This is a genomic window from Bacteroidales bacterium (genome assembly GCA_012517825.1).
GTDB lineage: Bacteria > Bacteroidota > Bacteroidia > Bacteroidales > JAAYUG01 > JAAYUG01.
The window spans coordinates 1-16,549 of the sequence record JAAYUG010000147.1 but is presented as its reverse complement, the minus strand read 5'-3'; the positions used below and the strand labels follow the sequence as shown (position 1 = coordinate 16,549).

The 16,549-nt window shown below is 46.2% G+C and carries 9 protein-coding genes; 4 read left to right on the top strand and 5 right to left on the bottom strand.

Annotated features, from left to right (window positions below):
* Positions 1-2: 2 nt before the first annotated feature.
* On the top strand, positions 3-1,364 hold the full coding sequence (locus GX419_10275) for an acetylxylan esterase (protein ID NLI25079.1): 1,362 nt from the start codon (positions 3-5) through the stop codon (positions 1,362-1,364).
* A 13-nt stretch (positions 1,365-1,377) separates the two neighbouring features.
* Entirely contained in the window at positions 1,378-4,332 is a 2,955-nt protein-coding gene (locus tag GX419_10270) for a glycosyl hydrolase (GenBank protein ID NLI25078.1), read from the top strand.
* Positions 4,333-4,518: 186 nt separating this feature from the next.
* Here GX419_10270 and GX419_10265 read toward each other — a convergent pair whose 3' ends face one another.
* The 5 genes from GX419_10265 to GX419_10245 all read right to left on the bottom strand — a co-directional run bounded on the left by GX419_10265 (position 4,519) and on the right by GX419_10245 (position 14,117).
* A complete protein-coding gene (locus GX419_10265) occupies positions 4,519-6,477 on the bottom strand; it encodes a RagB/SusD family nutrient uptake outer membrane protein (protein ID NLI25077.1) in 1,959 nt (652 codons plus the stop codon).
* A 12-nt stretch (positions 6,478-6,489) separates the two neighbouring features.
* Positions 6,490-9,606 (bottom strand): TonB-dependent receptor, encoded by a 3,117-nt coding sequence (locus GX419_10260; protein NLI25076.1) that lies wholly within the window; start codon positions 9,604-9,606, stop codon positions 6,490-6,492.
* 682 nt (positions 9,607-10,288) lie between these two features.
* On the bottom strand, positions 10,289-11,020 hold the full coding sequence (locus GX419_10255; protein NLI25075.1) for an aquaporin family protein: 732 nt from the start codon (positions 11,018-11,020) through the stop codon (positions 10,289-10,291).
* Positions 11,021-11,042: 22 nt separating this feature from the next.
* On the bottom strand, positions 11,043-12,542 hold the full coding sequence (gene glpK / locus GX419_10250; GenBank protein NLI25074.1) for a glycerol kinase GlpK: 1,500 nt from the start codon (positions 12,540-12,542) through the stop codon (positions 11,043-11,045).
* Positions 12,543-12,551: 9 nt separating this feature from the next.
* Positions 12,552-14,117, bottom strand: coding sequence for a glycerol-3-phosphate dehydrogenase/oxidase (locus GX419_10245; protein NLI25073.1), 1,566 nt, complete (start codon positions 14,115-14,117; stop codon positions 12,552-12,554).
* A 109-nt stretch (positions 14,118-14,226) separates the two neighbouring features.
* On the opposite strand from GX419_10245, the gene GX419_10240 reads away from it, so the two are divergent.
* Both GX419_10240 and GX419_10235 read left to right on the top strand, forming a co-directional pair.
* Positions 14,227-15,054, top strand: coding sequence for an ROK family protein (locus tag GX419_10240; protein NLI25072.1), 828 nt, complete (start codon positions 14,227-14,229; stop codon positions 15,052-15,054).
* 56 nt (positions 15,055-15,110) lie between these two features.
* Positions 15,111-16,549 (top strand): glycoside hydrolase family 2 (locus GX419_10235; protein NLI25071.1); only part of this gene is annotated, 1,439 nt, incomplete at its 3' end.

The following is a 16,549-nucleotide window of genomic DNA, read 5'->3' as shown; positions in this document are numbered from 1 at the left end:
AATTGAAAAAAATGAAAAGAATATTTATCTCCATTCTCTTTGCAGGTATTTATCATATTTCATTTGCCCAATTTGACAAAGAAACGATGGATAGCCTGAGGCGGCTGACTGAGATGGATTATCAGTATATGCTGCACGAATTGCAAATCAACAATGTACGACCAGGAGCTGACGGAAACAATCCCTCAGCTCCGAACGCAGCCAACTACGATGAAAGCAAAGCGAATCCGTATCCATTGCTTCCTGATCCGTTGATTATGAAGAACGGGGAAAGGGTTGTTACTCCTGAAATGTGGCAGCAAAAAAGGAGACCAGAAATTCTGGAAGATTTTGACAGGGAAATATACGGGCGCATTCCTGAAAATGTGCCTTCGGTCCATTGGACAATTACTGGTACAATCCATGATACACTAAATGGTATTCCTTCAATCAAAAAGAGTTTAGTGGGCACGGTTGACAACTCTGCATACCCTGCTATTCAGGTTCAGATAAAAGCCGAATTGTATATCCCAAAAGCTTTAAAAAAACCGGTACCGGTAATGCTTGAATTCGGATTCATACTTTCTCCTGAAAGGATTAACATAATGAGGCAAAACGAAAAAATGAGACAATATATTCCAGACTGGCCCGGAAAAATATTGGCCAAAGGGTGGGGTTATGCTGTTCTGGATCCAGTTTCCATTCAGGCAGATCATGGAGCAGGGCTTACGCAGGGCATCATAGGACTTACCAATAAAAGCCAGTTCCGAAAACCTGATGACTGGGGAGCATTACGTGCATGGGCCTGGGGAGCCAGTCGTTTACTTGATTATTTCGGATCCGACCCGGATGTGGATGCCCAAAAGGTTGGAATTGCCGGTCATTCCCGTTACGGGAAAGCCGCTCTTGTTGCGATGGCTTATGACCAAAGATTTGCCATAGTGTATTGCAGCTCTTCGGGAGAAGGAGGCGCAAAGCTTCACCGGCGCAATATAGGAGAAATTGTTGAAAATCTTGCCAATCCAGGAGAATACCATTGGTTGGCAGGGAATTTCATTCGATACGCAGGTCCATTAACCTGGAATGATTTGCCGGTTGACTCGCATGAATTGATAGCACTATGCGCTCCACGTCCCGTATTTATTGGATGTGGCTCCCTGGGCGAACGCTGGGTGGATCCCAAGGGTATGTTCATGGCAGCCGTAGCGGCCGGACCTGTATATGAACTTATGGGGAAAAAAGGTCTTGAAACCTCGGAATTTCCTCCAGTCATGACTGCTCTTACCAGTGGCGACATTGCTTTTTATCAGCATGACCAGGGACACACCCCGGCTCCTGGCTGGCCTGTTTTTCTTTCCTATGCGAAAAGGTATTTTGAAAAATAATCTCAGCTGTAATATGATCCGTTATCTAATCATTTTGCTGTTAGCCGGCAAGACATTGCTTTTAGATGCAAAAACCTACCACCCTAAAGAAGATCTTGTTTCCGAAAAAAATGCAAAAGGCTGGTTCCCTCTAGCCGAAAAAAAGAGAACGGCAGCAATGATGGTCAGCTCGGAAGATTATCCAGGTGTCATTAGGGCCTTTAAAGACCTGCAGGATGACATCAGAAAAGTTACCAGTATCCTTCCCTCCATGTACGAAGACAGGTTACCCTCCTCAAAGTTCATCATCCTTGCCGGAACCATCGACAAAAGCCCAATAATTAAAAAGTTATCCGATGAAGACAAAATTGACGTCCACGATATACGCGGAAAATGGGAAGCATTCGTTATCCAAACCATCCGAAATCCTTTTCCCGGTGTCAAACAGGCATTGGTCATAGCAGGAAGCGACAAACGCGGAACCATTTATGGCATTTATGAACTTTCGGAACAGATAGGGGTTTCACCCTGGTACTGGTGGGCTGATGTTCCCGTTCAACATAAATCTTCTCTTTATATCAGACCGATAAGATACCAGGAAGGAGAGCCCTCGGTAAAGTACCGCGGAATTTTTCTCAATGATGAATATCCGGCTCTCACGAACTGGGTAAGGGAAAAATTTGGAACAGCAGAAGCAAGAAATGATCCTCCTGTACCCCCTGGTGTGGCAAATTATGGTCACGCATTTTACAGTCGGATTTTTGAACTGTTGCTTCGTCTTAAAGGCAATTATCTTTGGCCGGCCATGTGGAATAACGCTTTCAACGAAGACGATCCTGAAAATCCCAAATTGGCTGATGAATATGGTATAGTTATGGGTACCACCCACCAGGAACCTATGTTAAGAGCACAAAAAGAGTGGGACCGAAGGTATCTCAAGACACTTGGCCGGTGGAACTATGCACAACATCCCGACGTTCTTGAAGAATTCTGGAGGGAGGGCATTCGACGGAACAAAAACTATGAAAGTATAATTACCATCGGACTGCGTGGTGCAGACGATACGGAAATGATGCCCGGCGGTCCTTCGGTGAATATTCCGTTCCTTGAAAAAATCATTTCCAGGCAACGACAAATCATCTTTGAAGAAATGCAGCAGGATATAACCAAGGTGCCCCAGCTATGGTGTTTGTATAAGGAAGTACAGGAATATTACGATCAGGGACTTCGGGTTCCTGATGATGTTACCCTCCTCTGGTCCGACGACAACTGGGGAAACCTGCGTCGACTTCCTACGGCCGAAGAACGTAAGAGAAGTGGCGGAGCCGGAATATATTACCATTTTGACTATCATGGGGGCCCCCGCAGTTATCAGTGGATCAATACCAATCCCATTCCCAGGATCTGGGACCAGTTGGCTCTGGCTAAACAATATGGAGCCGATCGTATTTGGATTGTTAACGTCGGCCATTTTAAAGGATACGAGTTCCCCACGGAATTCTTCCTCAGGATGGCATGGAATACAGAAGAATTTAACGGAGAAAATCTCCGTAGCTATACAGAGTGGTGGTGCCGAAAACAATTTGGCGAACAGTTCGATAAAGATATTGCTGAGCTTATCGCACTGTATACCAAATACAACGGCAGAAGAAAACCCGAGCTTCTGTCGCCCATAACATACAGCCTGGTGAATTATCATGAGGCAGACCGGGTAGTCGAAGAATACAAAATCCTTGAAGAAAAAGCAGAGAAAATTTACCACCAGTTGCCTGTGGAGGCAAGGGATGCTTTTTATGAACTTGTGATGTTCCCCATACAGGCATCCTCCCTTGTTAACGAACTATATATTGATGCTGGAAAAAACAATCTTTATGCACGACAGGGAAGAACCAGCGCCAACGATATGGCATCAGAAACCTGCAGGCTTTTTGAGGCTGATACTGCACTAATGGGTTATTTTAACAGAAGTTTTGCCGGAGGCAAATGGAACCATTTCATGGACCAGGCACATTTGGGTTACACTGGTTGGGCGGACCCTCCGTTTAACAGTTTACGGGCTATTACCTTGCTTCATACCAAACCCTCTGACACGGCAAACATGGGAATCAGTATTGAGGGAACAGAAAAGGTCTGGCCCGACCATGAACCGGAAGCGGTACTTCCCCTGTTTGATTCCTATAACAGGCAGAGGTACAGCATCGATATTTTCAACAGAGGAAAAACATCTTTCTTTTTCAGTGCCCATGTCTCCGATCCGTGGATTGTCTTGAGCGATACGGCAACCATCGTGGAAAAGGACAAAAGGATATGGGTGAGCATTGACTGGAACAAAGCACCCGAAGGAATTTCCACCGGAACGGTTTGTATAAACGGACCATACCAGAAAGTAACCATACAAGTTCACGCACGTAATACAGAAATACCCTCCTGTGCAAAAACATTTTTTGTTGAGGGTGACAAGTACATCTCCATAGAAGCCGAACATTATGCATATAAAACTGATTTCAAAGAAAGACGATGGGAACGTATTGAAGATTATGGCCATACCTTATCGGGTATGCGGGCCACGGCCGAAACTGATCTTCCACCTGCCGTGAAGATGGAAAACTCTCCCTGCCTTACTTACGGTACTTATTTATTTTCTTCTGATACAGTAAAAGTTACGTGTATATTTTCTCCATCACTAAACGTCTTTCCGGGAAGGGGGTTACATTATGCAATTTCCTTTGATGACGCAACGCCGTTGGTTCAGACCTTGGTTCCTGAAAAATATAATGCAGGGAACGGAAACAGGGATTGGGAAAGTTGTGTCATGAAAAATGCGCGCTATAGCAGTTCGATTCATTTTATCAACAAACCCGGGTACCACACACTAAAGATCTGGATGGTAGAACCCGGAGTAGTACTGGAAAAAATTCTGATAGATGCTGGGGGTTTGAAACCAAGCTATCTGGGACCTCCCGAAAGTTGCCGCATCGAAACACATTAAACTACCCTTCAGAGCAGGAAATAATTGAAAATAACGCTGGCCAATGTGTTATTCTACAGGATGACGCAGAATCTTTATTTAACGATATCAGCCGGTTGGTGCTATGCTCCAACCGGCTGATATGCATCTGTAGAGAGTGTCAAAAACGTATCTTCTGTACTCCCTCAATGTCAATCAGACACTGAATCAATAGCCGGGATTCTGGTAGGCGGCTTTTTCATCAGCGCTCATTTCAAGGGCATCAATCTGGCCCTGTGGAATAGGACGCAGGTAATGATATGGCTGGATGTCGCGTGTATAGGTTGCCGGAGTATGGTCTCCCCAGGCAGTTCCACAAATTTCGTATGAAGCCGCTACTGTTGCCCATTTCTGTGTACGGACCAGATCAAACCAGCGGTACCCTTCACCAAAATATTCGCGGGAACGTTCCTGAAGAATATAATCGATTGTTATGGTTGTAGGAGTAGCTGCCACCATTTCTGCGCTATGATCCTCCACCTTTGCGACATTTCCGTTATTATACCAGCGCCATTTTCCGGCACGTGCACGGATAACATTAATTAAATCATAAGCTGTTTTCCCGGCCTGCGTTGTGGCTCCCTTCACGGCAGCTTCAGCTGCTATAAAGTACAATTCGGAAAATTTGGCAACATTGAAAGGACGTGTGCTGCCCGCATTAGGCTGCCCCAGGCCGGTACCGTTGTCGGTACGATAAGGTCCAAGTTTCCAGAGGCCCGGGTAGCAAATCCTGCTTATGCCGCTTGGTGCAATCACAAAATCCGATCTTCCTGGCAACACACCTGCCCCTATGTTGCTCTTGTAAACTGAATTCGAGTAATCGATTGTCTCCGCCGGATCGTCATCAAGAAATGTCAGGATGGGTTCACCCGGATAAACTACCATATTGTTGGCATTGTACACAAAGGGGATGTTGACATAATTTCCTCCTCCTTTGGGCCAGTTACCGCGATAAACGGTGGTAAAAGTACCATCATACCGTGAATCATTTACTTTATCAGCAAAGGTATTTTTGAATACGCCAATAGGAGGAGCCATACGGGTCCATGGGCGCCCAAGATGCTGCTCGGCTTCCCTTTGAACGGAGCTAATCACCGTACTCCAGTCAGTGGCAGTAGCACTTCTAATAGTTGTATAATTCCATGTCATCATCCAGCCGGCAAAGTTATCTGGAGCTGCTCCACTGCCGTACGTAAGACTACCTCCATTATAATATTCGCTTTTCTCGGTATGATCTGCATACAACAGGCACTCATTATTACGGTCATTCTGGGCAAGATTAACATCATAGAACGTTGGCTGAAGCCCATACGGGCCTGGATTGTCAATTGCTTCTACAGCAACATTATACGCTTGCTGGAAGTACCACTGTGCGTTGTGTCCATCTGGATCAACCCTCTGGCATTCAGGATAGGTAGGTATGTTGTTGGGGTTTTCGAGCCACCAGCCATAGGTTAGATAAGCTTTTGCGAGGAAAAGACGGGCAACGGTTTTGGTAACAGCACCAGTCACACGCGGGGTTTCAGGCAGGTCCTGCACTGCTTTGAGCAGGTCAGGGAATATGGCTTTTGTATAAACTTCTGGCACAGTATTCCGCACGGAAGTTCTTACCGGTGAAGTGTTGAATTTGAGTTCTCCTGAACCCAGGTTAAGGGGAACTCCGCCAAATGTCTGCACCAGAAGGAAATAATCGAAAGCACGGAAAAATCTTGCTTCAGCAACCAAAGCTTCGGAAATCGTACCCACAGCAGAAGCATTTTCAATGACCCCGCTTGCCGTATTGATGTTCGAGAATGCCGTTCCCCATAACACATCCGAACGGCTGCTGGTGGGAGTAAGTGACCCAACTCCCGACATATCATGATCCTTAAAGTTGGCATCAGCACTCTGAGCCCACGTCGCTTCATCCGTGCCCGTCTGGCAGGCATTGTAATAATAAGCCTGCCCGTAAATGTAACGCAGATGAGCGTACATGGCCGTCAATCCGCCCAAAACGCCTTTCTCAGTTTTAAAGAAGCCTGGTTCATAGATACTACGCGGCTGTTCCTCAAGAATATCAGAGCACGCGAACAGGAACACCATCATCAGAGTTGTTCCTAACAAATTTTTCATATTTATACGTTTCATTATTATCCGGTTTTAAAATGACACATCAATACCTATCAGATAATTGCGGGTTGAAGGAGTATTGGTGCCAATAGTCAGCAAACGCCGCAAATTGTACGAATATGGTACCGCCGCATTTTCATTGGCGTATGAGTTGGTTTCGGGATCCATGCCTGATTCCTTATAATAGGGTGAGAACATAACCAGGGGATTTTGAACCGTCACATAAAGGCGCAATCTGTTAATCCCAGCATTCTTAACCACTCCGATACGATCCAGGTTATAACCAAGGGTCAGTGTACGAATCTTAAGATAAGAAGCGTCAAAATATTCAAGAGTACTTGCATATTTCGGATTATCACCGCTCAAAACACCAGCCGGATTCGGATATTTGGCATTCGTATGCTCCGGAGTCCAATAATCGACCTTGACATTATTCCTGCGACCAGTCATCATGTTCAGATATCCCGCTCCGGAATAGAGGGTGCTGATCAGAGTCCCTCCACTCTTGAATACTCCGACGGCAGTAAAATCGAACCCTTTATAAGAAACGCGGGTATTGAATCCACCCTGAAAATCAGGTTCCAGGCTAATAATCTGCCTGTCAGCAGGTCCAATCTGCCGGGTAGGAGTTCCGTCAGGATTGTAATCGCCGGTATATTTCACCTTGATCATACCAGCATTTCCTCCGGGTTCCAAAATATCCCGATAAGGATCACTTTCCTGCCAGAGTCCGATTTTTTCATAATCGAATACGCAGTCAATCGGATACCCGACAAACCACCAGTTTGCTTCATCTCTTTCCTGGCCCGAAGCCAAAGCAACCAGCTTATTGCGGTTGGCATAAAAATTAACCCCTGCTTCCCATGTTAACCCACCCGGGGTATTCAATATCACACCATCAAGAGAAAATTCGATACCCTTGTTCTGCGTCTCGCCAATATTCGCCATATAGCTTCCCACCCCGGAAGTACCCGGTAGGTTTACGCTCAGTAAAATGTCCTTTGTATTGGTAATGTAGTACTCAACGGTACCTGATAGACGATTATTCAAAAGACTGAAGTCCAAGCCGAAATTATAGGTGAGTGAATATTCCCATCCCAGATTGTAGTTGGGCAACTGTGAAACATAATAACCTGTTGAATACGTATTTCCAAAGTTATACGGCCTGGTACTCAAACGACCCAGAGTGGAATAGGGATCGACTGACTGGTTTGAGGTTTGTCCATAACCTACGCGAAGTTTCAACAAATCAATCAGTGCCACATTGCGCAGGAACTGTTCGTTTTTCATATTCCAGCCAAGTGACACAGCCGGATAGGTATGCCATTTATGACCGGGCGCCAGTCGGGATGAAGCATCAGAACGAAGGGTGGCTGTAATCATATAACGGTTATCAAAAGAATACATTGCCCGCCCCATCCAGGATATCAGTCCGGTTTCATAATAGTTCTGGTTATCGGGGTTAACAGTAATTTCGCCCTGGGCCCGGCCGATATTGTAAAACTGGAATGCATCGGCCGGAATATCTTTTGCCGAAATATAGGAACTATGATAATGCGTTTTTTCGGCCGAATACATTCCTACCACATTCAGTCTATGTTTTAGGGCGAAAGTATGATCATATGTCAGCAGATTTTCAACTACCCAGTTGGTAGAAAGTGAATTACTCACAGATGCAACGGAAGGATTTGTCGGGTTGTAGCTGAATACCCCTTCGCCTGTATAGCTACCGCCAGTACTCATGCGAAGGTTTGCTCCCACATTGATACGGTACCGCAAGTCCTCAATGCCTGGGACTTTAAACTCTCCGAAAAGATTGTTGTAAGTACCAAAAGCTTTGGTTTGATCTATCCATTTGTCGCCAAGCGCTTCAACTGTTTTCCTGGTTTGCACCCAGTTCTCGTCCAATGGCATTTTGATAGTGCGTTTCAGACTCCCGTCTTCATTGTACGGATTGGCAATCGGGCTGCTGCTCAGGACATTGTATAGTCCCAGGTTGTAACCGTTGCTGATTGAATAGTTGTTATTCGAAACGAATCCGAAACGGAAGAATTTTCCAATTCCCTGGTCAAGGGCACCCCGCAACGAAAACCGATTAAAGTCCTGGCCTGGAATAACAGCTTCATCCCTTATGTATCCTACACTGAAATTATAGTTTCCTTTTTCTGTACCACCCAGTATGGCCAGATTATGGTTAGTCGTCATTGCTTTCCTGTAAAAAAGATCCTGCCAGTCAATATTCACATCGTCCGACTCATCCACTCCATTGGTATATTTGCCAGCTGCCTTACGCAGCGCAACAAACTCCGGCCCATTCATCATAGGGTAGGGAGCAAAGACTGTCTTTTGTCCAACATAACTGGAATAGGAAATCTGCGGTTTCTGCCTGTCCTGTCCTTTGATGGTTGTAATCAGAATAACCCCGTTGGCCCCTCGTGAGCCATAAATGGCCGTTGCTGAAGCGTCCTTCAGAACGTCAACACTTTTGATGTCGTTCAGGTTGAGATCGCTGATGGATCCGGAAAAAGGAATCCCATCAACAACCAGCAGGGGATCGTTACTAGCATTTAAGGACCGAGTACCACGAACGCGGATCTGCATGGAAGCCCCGGGTTTTGTGGATACCTGCGACAACTCAACGCCTGGCACACGCCCCTGCAGCGAATAGGAAATATTCGACGAAGGAATATCCCGCATAACATCGCCGCTGAGTGAAACAACCGATCCGGTTACATCCCTCTTTCTGGCTGTACCATACCCAATTACTACAACTTCATCCAGCCCGGACACTGACTCCCGCATGACCACATTAATTGTCGTTTTGTTTCCCACAATGATCTCCTGTGTTTCATAACCGATGAACGAATATACCAACACTGGTTCTTTGGTGATGGTAGTGATGGAATAATTCCCGTTTACATCAGTTGAGGTCCCGTTAGTTGTTCCCTTTTCGATAATATTCACACCGGCCAGTGCCTCTCCCTTTTCATCGGTAACAGTACCGGTAACCACAAGCTGGTAAACAGGTGACAAAGACCCTTCGGAACCGTTCCTGCCGGAATGACCACCTTTCAGTCCCGGATCCGAACCGGAAACCGAAATGCTCATACCGGACAAAACGGTTATGAGCCATAGGCCCAGTAACATTTTCTTCATGTCCTCCCTGAAAAAAATGCGCTTCATGGTTTTTACTCTCATAGAATTTTTGATTTTGAGGTTAATTTGGTTTAGTTAGTAAATGATCATATCTGAAAAAATTACGTTTCTGCCCATAAAAAACAAACTGTAGTCAATGGATAATCACCATTTCGGCTTATCCTCACACCCTCCCCTTGCCTATATACTGCTTTCTCGCTGCCTTAATCGAATCCAATCGCCTTCAGTTCTTTGATATGGTAAATATAAAAAGAAATTTTTTATTTGCAATCGGTTGCAGATAAAAAAATTTTATAAAAAAGCAATTAACTATCATACTTTATAAGAATTTATATTGTGTATAAAGAATATTTAATGCATTATTTCTGCAATCGATTGTTTTATTGAACGGATTTTCGAATTCCCGGAATGTTGATGCATTTTTCCGGCAGCTAATCCTTCACCTATTGAAAAGTCTATTAATCAGCTGGTGGATTACATTTATCAATCAACTGATAACTAAGAAGTTAAATACAGAGCGTTTCAGTCCCAATGGCGTACAGGCAGCGGAACGAACTAATGCATGGAGGGTTATGCATCATGCAGTATCTTTAGGAATAGAAACGTAAAATATGGTTGAAATCCACACTTAATATTGTGACAAACGATTCTGATGAGAATTGAGATAATATTCTTACCGTACAAGCAGGAAAAGCAAGGCAGCCAGTGCGGCCCCCGTACAGGGTCCTGCTATTGGAATCCAGGAATAGGTCCAGTCGCTGGTTCCTTTTCCCGGAATGGGCAAAAGGGCATGCATTGCACGCGGAGCCAGGTCGCGGGCCGGGTTGATGGCATATCCCGTTGCTCCGCCCAGGGCAAGTCCAATAACCCACACCAGCAAAGCCACCGGCAAAGCACCTAGAGAACCCAGTCCGACCTGCGTGCCCTCAACATTTTCCAGGTGGGCACCCTGAAATGATAGAACAACAAAAACCAGCACAAACGTACCGATTACTTCGCTGAGAAAATTGGACCAGTAATTTCTGATAGCCGGAGTAGTGCAAAAGATAGCAAGTTTTCCAGCCGGATCATCAGTAACGGCAAAATGATCACGGTAAAACACATACACAAGGAATGCCCCGAGGGCAGCTCCGACCAGCTGGGAAAATGCATAGCCCGGCACGAGGCTCCAGGAAAACTGCCCTGTAATTGCCAACCCAATACTGACGGCAGGATTAAGATGTGCTCCGCTATACGGACCGGCCACCACAACTCCGATAAAAACACCCAGAGCCCATGATGTGGTAATCACTATCCATCCTCCGTTGTTTCCTTTGGTACCTTTTAAAATTACATTTGCAACCACTCCGTCACCCATCAGGATAAGGAGCATGGTTCCCAGAATTTCAGCAATATAAGGATTCATATACAGGAATTTGATAAAAAGGTTATGCTTCAATCCATTGCCGGGATCTCTCCACAGCTCTGTGCCATTGTTTCATTAGTTGGTCGGCCTGAATGCGGGGAAGAGAAGGATGAAAGAGCCGGTCTTTTTTCCACTGATACTCCAGCTCACCGGTATTTTTCCAGAAACCCACCGCCAGGCCGGCAAGGTAGGCAGCACCGAGTGCTGTGGTTTCCAGTACTTCGGGCCGGATTACGCGGCATTGCATGACATCAGCCTGAAATTGCATCAGCAGGTTGTTGACAACAGCACCTCCATCGACCCGCAGCTCGGCAATAGCTTTTCCTGCGTCAGCTTCCATGGCTTTCATAACATCTGCGCTCTGATAGGCAATAGCTTCCAGAGTTGCGCGGGCAAAATGCGAAGCCGTTGTACCCCGTGTTATGCCAACAAATGTACCCCGCGCATACGGATCCCAATAAGGTGCCCCCAATCCTGCCAGGGCTGGAACAAAATAAACTCCGCCATTGTCAGGAACTTCAGCAGCCAGTTTTTCCACATCCCCGGAAGACTGAATGAGTTTCAGTCCGTCGCGTAACCACTGCACGGCCGCTCCGGCAATAAAAACACTTCCTTCCAGAGCATACGTTGTTCTGCCATCGAGTTGCCAGGCGACAGTTGTTAAAAGATTATTACGTGAATATACCGCCTCCGCACCCGTGTTCATCATAAGGAAACATCCGGTACCATAGGTATTTTTTACCATTCCTTCTTTCAGGCACAACTGACCAAACAAGGCAGCCTGCTGGTCTCCGGCAATTCCTCCGATAGGTATTGCCCCGTTCAGCTGAGCGATGCCGGTTTCAGCAATTACTCCGCTGCTGGATACAACCTCCGGCAACATCGATCGGGGTATATGAAGTATATCAAGAATTTCCTGGTCCCACTGCAGGGTATGAATATTGAACAGCATGGTACGACTGGCATTTGTTACATCCGTACAATGGACCTTTCCGCCTGTCAGATTCCAGATAAGCCAGCTGTCAATGGTTCCAAAACACAATTCTCCTGCCTGGGCTCTCTTCATAGCACCAGGTATGTTCTCCAGTATCCAGTGCACCTTTGTTCCTGAAAAATAAGCATCTACCACAAGTCCGGTCTTCTTTTTGATGGTTTCCTCATATCCCTGTTGTCTGAGCTGATCACACAATCCGGCTGTCCGCCTGTCCTGCCAAACAATAGCATTGCATACCGGCTTTCCATTCTTCCGGTCCCAAACTACCGTAGTTTCCCTCTGGTTAGTTATTCCCACGGAAGCAACTTCTTCCGGTGAAACGCCGGCCTGCTGCAGTGCTTCAATAGCAACAGAAAGCTGCGTATTCCATATTTCTGCAGGATCATGTTCCACCCATCCCGGTTGCGGGAAGATCTGCTCAAAAGGTTGCCGAGCCATTGATTTAATAGCTCCTGTTTTGTCAAAGAGAATGGCACGTGAACTTGTAGTGCCCTGATCGAGGGCCAGGACATACTTTTTTTGTAGCATATTGACTTGTTATTTAGATGGGACAAACCGGGAAGCAACTTCCCGAAATGCTTGTATCTGATTATCAATCCATGTTTTGTCTTTTTTCAGCTCAGCGGCCATAATTTCAGCAACTGCTGGTGCACACTGCAGGGCGGCCTTTGCATCGAGAAACAGTATACGGGTGCGGCGTGCCAAAACATCTTCAACCGTGCGGGCCATTTCCTCGCGCACAGCCCAAACTACTTCAGCAACCGTATAAGGAAAATCGGGATGCAAAAAATGGTCACTATCAGGATATTTTTTCATGAGTTCCCTTATTGGTTCCGCCTCGGTTCCGTAAACATGAAGCGGATCGGTCCAGTCGGGGTTTTTCATGTATCCGTGTAAAGGGATCTTTTTTGTAATGCAGGGACGGGAGGGGAGGAATCCGTTTTTAATAGCAAAATCAAGTGTTTCCTCGGCCATCCTGCGGTAAGTCGTCCATTTTCCTCCGGTGATGGTAATCAATCCTCCGGCAGAAAGATCAAGTTTATGACGCCTTGAAATTTCCTTCGTTTTCTGCTCCTTCCCTTCCGAAACAGCCAGCGGACGCAATCCGGCAAAAACAGCCAGAATATCGTTACGGGAAGGCGGACGGACAAGGTATCTGGCTGCTGTTTTCAGGATGAAATCGATTTCTTCCTTCAGGGCTGCAGGTTCAATGTTGATTTGATCTACCGGTGTGTCAGTGGTGCCAACAACCACCTTTCCATGCCAGGGAATGGCAAAAAGAACACGCCCGTCATCCGTTCGGGGAATCATCAGCGCGTTGGTTCCATGCAGAAAAGATGCATCTAATACAATGTGAATACCCTGGCTGGGCCTGATCATTTTTTTAGCCTGAGGATCTTCCTTTTTTCTCAGTGAATCGGCAAACACTCCGGTAGCATTGATCATACAACGGGCATGCACTTCAAACATCTTTCCTGATTCGGAATCCTTTGCCCATAATCCGGTAAGTTTTCCGTTTTCATCTTTTATAAAATCTGTAACAGGCATATAGTTAAGAAGGCAGGCGCCATGTGCAGCAGCTGTTTTTGCCAGGGCCATGCCCATCCGTGTATCATCAAACTGACCATCATGATAAAGAATTCCACCCTTAAGTCGCCCGGGTAATACTGAAGGCAAAGCCATGCGGGCCAGTTTTTTTCGCAAAAAAACCGAGCGGCCGAAACTCCATTTTCCTGCTAAAAGGTCATAGAGTTTGAGCCCGATAGTATAGAAAGGACCCTCCCACCACCGATCGGCCGGAATTATAAACGTCTGATCCTTCACCAGATGAGGCGCATTACGCAGCAGGATCCCCCTTTCCTTCAAGGCCTCCATCACAAGGAAAACATCTCCCTGGGCCAGATACCTAACCCCCCCGTGTACCAGTTTGGTACTCCGGCTTGAAGTACCTTTACAGAAATCAAATTCTTCGAACAGTACAACGGAAAAACCGCGCAACGCGGCATCAACGGCAATACCCAACCCTGTAGCTCCTCCTCCGATCACAGCAACATCCCAATACCTGCGTGTAGCAAGCACTTCCAGAAAATGTTCCCGGTTCATAGTCATTGAAATTTAGCATTGAAAGATAATTAAAGGAATGGTCCGTTATTTAGTTTCTTCTGTTTTTAACAACATTTTGTTACCTTAGAGCCCTCCAAAGGTATTCTCTATGCGTATTGGCGTTGACCTGGGCGGAACCAACATCCGCGCTGCTCTCTGTAGTGAAGGGAATATTATTAATCAGCAGAACCATGAGCTTGTTCATAAAGAATCACTCGAAGAAACCCTGGAACAGCTGAAAACACTCCTTCATGCTGTTTTTCATCCGGAGATAAAGGGAATCGGCATAGGTGTGCCATCCGTGGTTGACATACAGCATGGAATTGTTTATAATGTTACCAACATTCCTTCCTGGAAAAGGGTTGAACTGAAAGATTACCTTGAAAAAGAGTTTCATGTTCCTGTTTACATCAACAATGATGTAAATTGTTTTGCGTTGGGTGAATATCACTATGGGATGGCCAGGGGATATGATCCTGTAGTAGGTCTTGCCATCGGAACAGGGCTGGGTGCGGGCATCATTACCGACGGAAAACTTTTTACCGGAGCAAACTGCGGGGCAGGCGAAGTTGGCCCTATGCCTTACCTTGGCAAAACGTTGGAATATTACTGCAGCGGAAACTTTTTTAAGGTTTTCTGGCAGTCTTCAGCCCGGGAAATGGCAGAACAGGCCGGTCAGGGCAAGCCTGCTGCCATCAGGGCATGGGAAGAATTCGGACATCATTTTGGAAACGCCATCAAAATTGTTGCCTATGCTTATGATCCGCAGGCTATCATACTGGGCGGAAGTATTTCGAGAGCCTTTCACCTCTTCGAAAAAAGCATGAATCGTTCGCTTACTGAGTTTGAATTTCCCGAATCCCTCAAAAAACTAAAGATTCTTGTTACAGACAATCCCGATATCACTATTCTTGGCGCTGCTTCATTAGTCCCATAATTTGTTTTTTACACTTTCTGAATTCGACCTGATTGACTAACCAAATACAGTAAACCATGAAAACCTTCCGGAAAAAAACTTCGATTTTCCTGATTCTTCCGGGCCTTTTGCTTGCGATAGTTTCCTGCAGCCGCAGCCCGCAAAGTATGATTACCGAAATAACCCTGTCGGATAACTGGTTTCTGGCACCCGACAGCCTGCTGAAAGCTGACGGCAAATCCATCACCCAAAGCGATTTTTCTTCAGCCGCCTGGGTACATGCAAAAGTACCTTCCACTGTTCTTGGAGCTCTTGCCGATGCCGGCGTGTACAACGATCTCTATTTCGGAAAAAACCTCGAAGTGGTGCCACGTAAACAGTTTAGCCAGCCATGGTGGTACAGAAAGGAATTCGAGATAACTGACAGCACGGCTTTCCCCGTCAACAGACTTCGTTTTGAAGGAATCAACTATTATGCCAATATCTGGATAAATGGTCGGCTTGCTGCAGCAGCTGACACCATTAAAGGAGCATTCCGCACATTTGATATTGATATCAGCCCGTTTGTGCATCAGGGAAAGAATATTCTGGCTGTTCAGGTACTCCCTCCCAAACCAGGCGATTATTACATGGGGTTTGTCGATTGGACTCCCCGACCCCCGGATGAAAACATGGGCCTGTTCCGGCCGGTAATCCTGCGCAGAAGCGGCGAAGTCTCCATCAACAATATCAGCATCCAATCGAAAGTGAATACCCAGACCCTGGCAGAAGCATTTCTCACTGTAGAGGCTGAAGTAGTGAATCATTCGACAGGCAAAGTAACAACGATTGTTTCGGGCGAAATTAACGGAACCGCATTTCAGAAGAAAGTCAGCCTGAAGGCCGGTGAAAGACAGAAAGTACTGTTCACAGCCGACAAATACAAAGCATTGCACATTAAGAACCCCAAGCTCTGGTGGCCATACCAGTATGGCGATCCGGCACTATACACCGCATCGTTTGGTTGTTTTTCGGGAAAAAAACAAACCGACTTCCGGCAGGTAACCTTTGGTATACGGCAGGTGGAAGATTTTCTTAATGAATACGGCAACCGCGCTTACAAAATCAACGGGAAGTACATTCAAATCAGGGGCGGAGGCTGGGCTGACGATCTGCTGCTACGAGAAGATACTGCGAAACTGGAAGCCCAGGTGCGGTACACCCGGCTAATGAATCTCAATACCATCCGTCTGGAAGGCTTCTGGGGAAGCAGCCATGCCCTGTACGACCTATGTGACCGGTACGGGATTCTTCTGATGGCCGGATGGAGCTGTCAATGGGAATGGGAACCCTACGTAGGAGGAAAGCCATGCGATGAATTTGGTGCCGTAAAATCACCCGAAGACATTGCTCTCGTCTCCCGGATGATGCATGATCAGGTGACCATGTTCCGTAACCATCCCAGTATTTTCGTATGGGTTCATGGAAGTGATAAACTTCCCCGGCCGGAGCTTGAGAAAAGATACTTTGACGACCT

What these genes read in the sequence shown, in the direction of transcription:
- GX419_10270 (NLI25078.1), top strand. Translation starts at nt 1,378, where the DNA reads ATGATCCGTTATCTAATCATTTTGCTGTTAGCCGGCAAGACATTGCTT.
- GX419_10265 (NLI25077.1), bottom strand. Translation starts at nt 6,477, where the DNA reads ATGAAACGTATAAATATGAAAAATTTGTTAGGAACAACTCTGATGATG.
- GX419_10260 (NLI25076.1), bottom strand. Translation starts at nt 9,606, where the DNA reads ATGTTACTGGGCCTATGGCTCATAACCGTTTTGTCCGGTATGAGCATT.
- GX419_10255 (NLI25075.1), bottom strand. Translation starts at nt 11,020, where the DNA reads ATGAATCCTTATATTGCTGAAATTCTGGGAACCATGCTCCTTATCCTG.
- glpK (NLI25074.1), bottom strand. Translation starts at nt 12,542, where the DNA reads ATGCTACAAAAAAAGTATGTCCTGGCCCTCGATCAGGGCACTACAAGT.
- GX419_10245 (NLI25073.1), bottom strand. Translation starts at nt 14,117, where the DNA reads ATGAACCGGGAACATTTTCTGGAAGTGCTTGCTACACGCAGGTATTGG.
- GX419_10240 (NLI25072.1), top strand. Translation starts at nt 14,227, where the DNA reads ATGCGTATTGGCGTTGACCTGGGCGGAACCAACATCCGCGCTGCTCTC.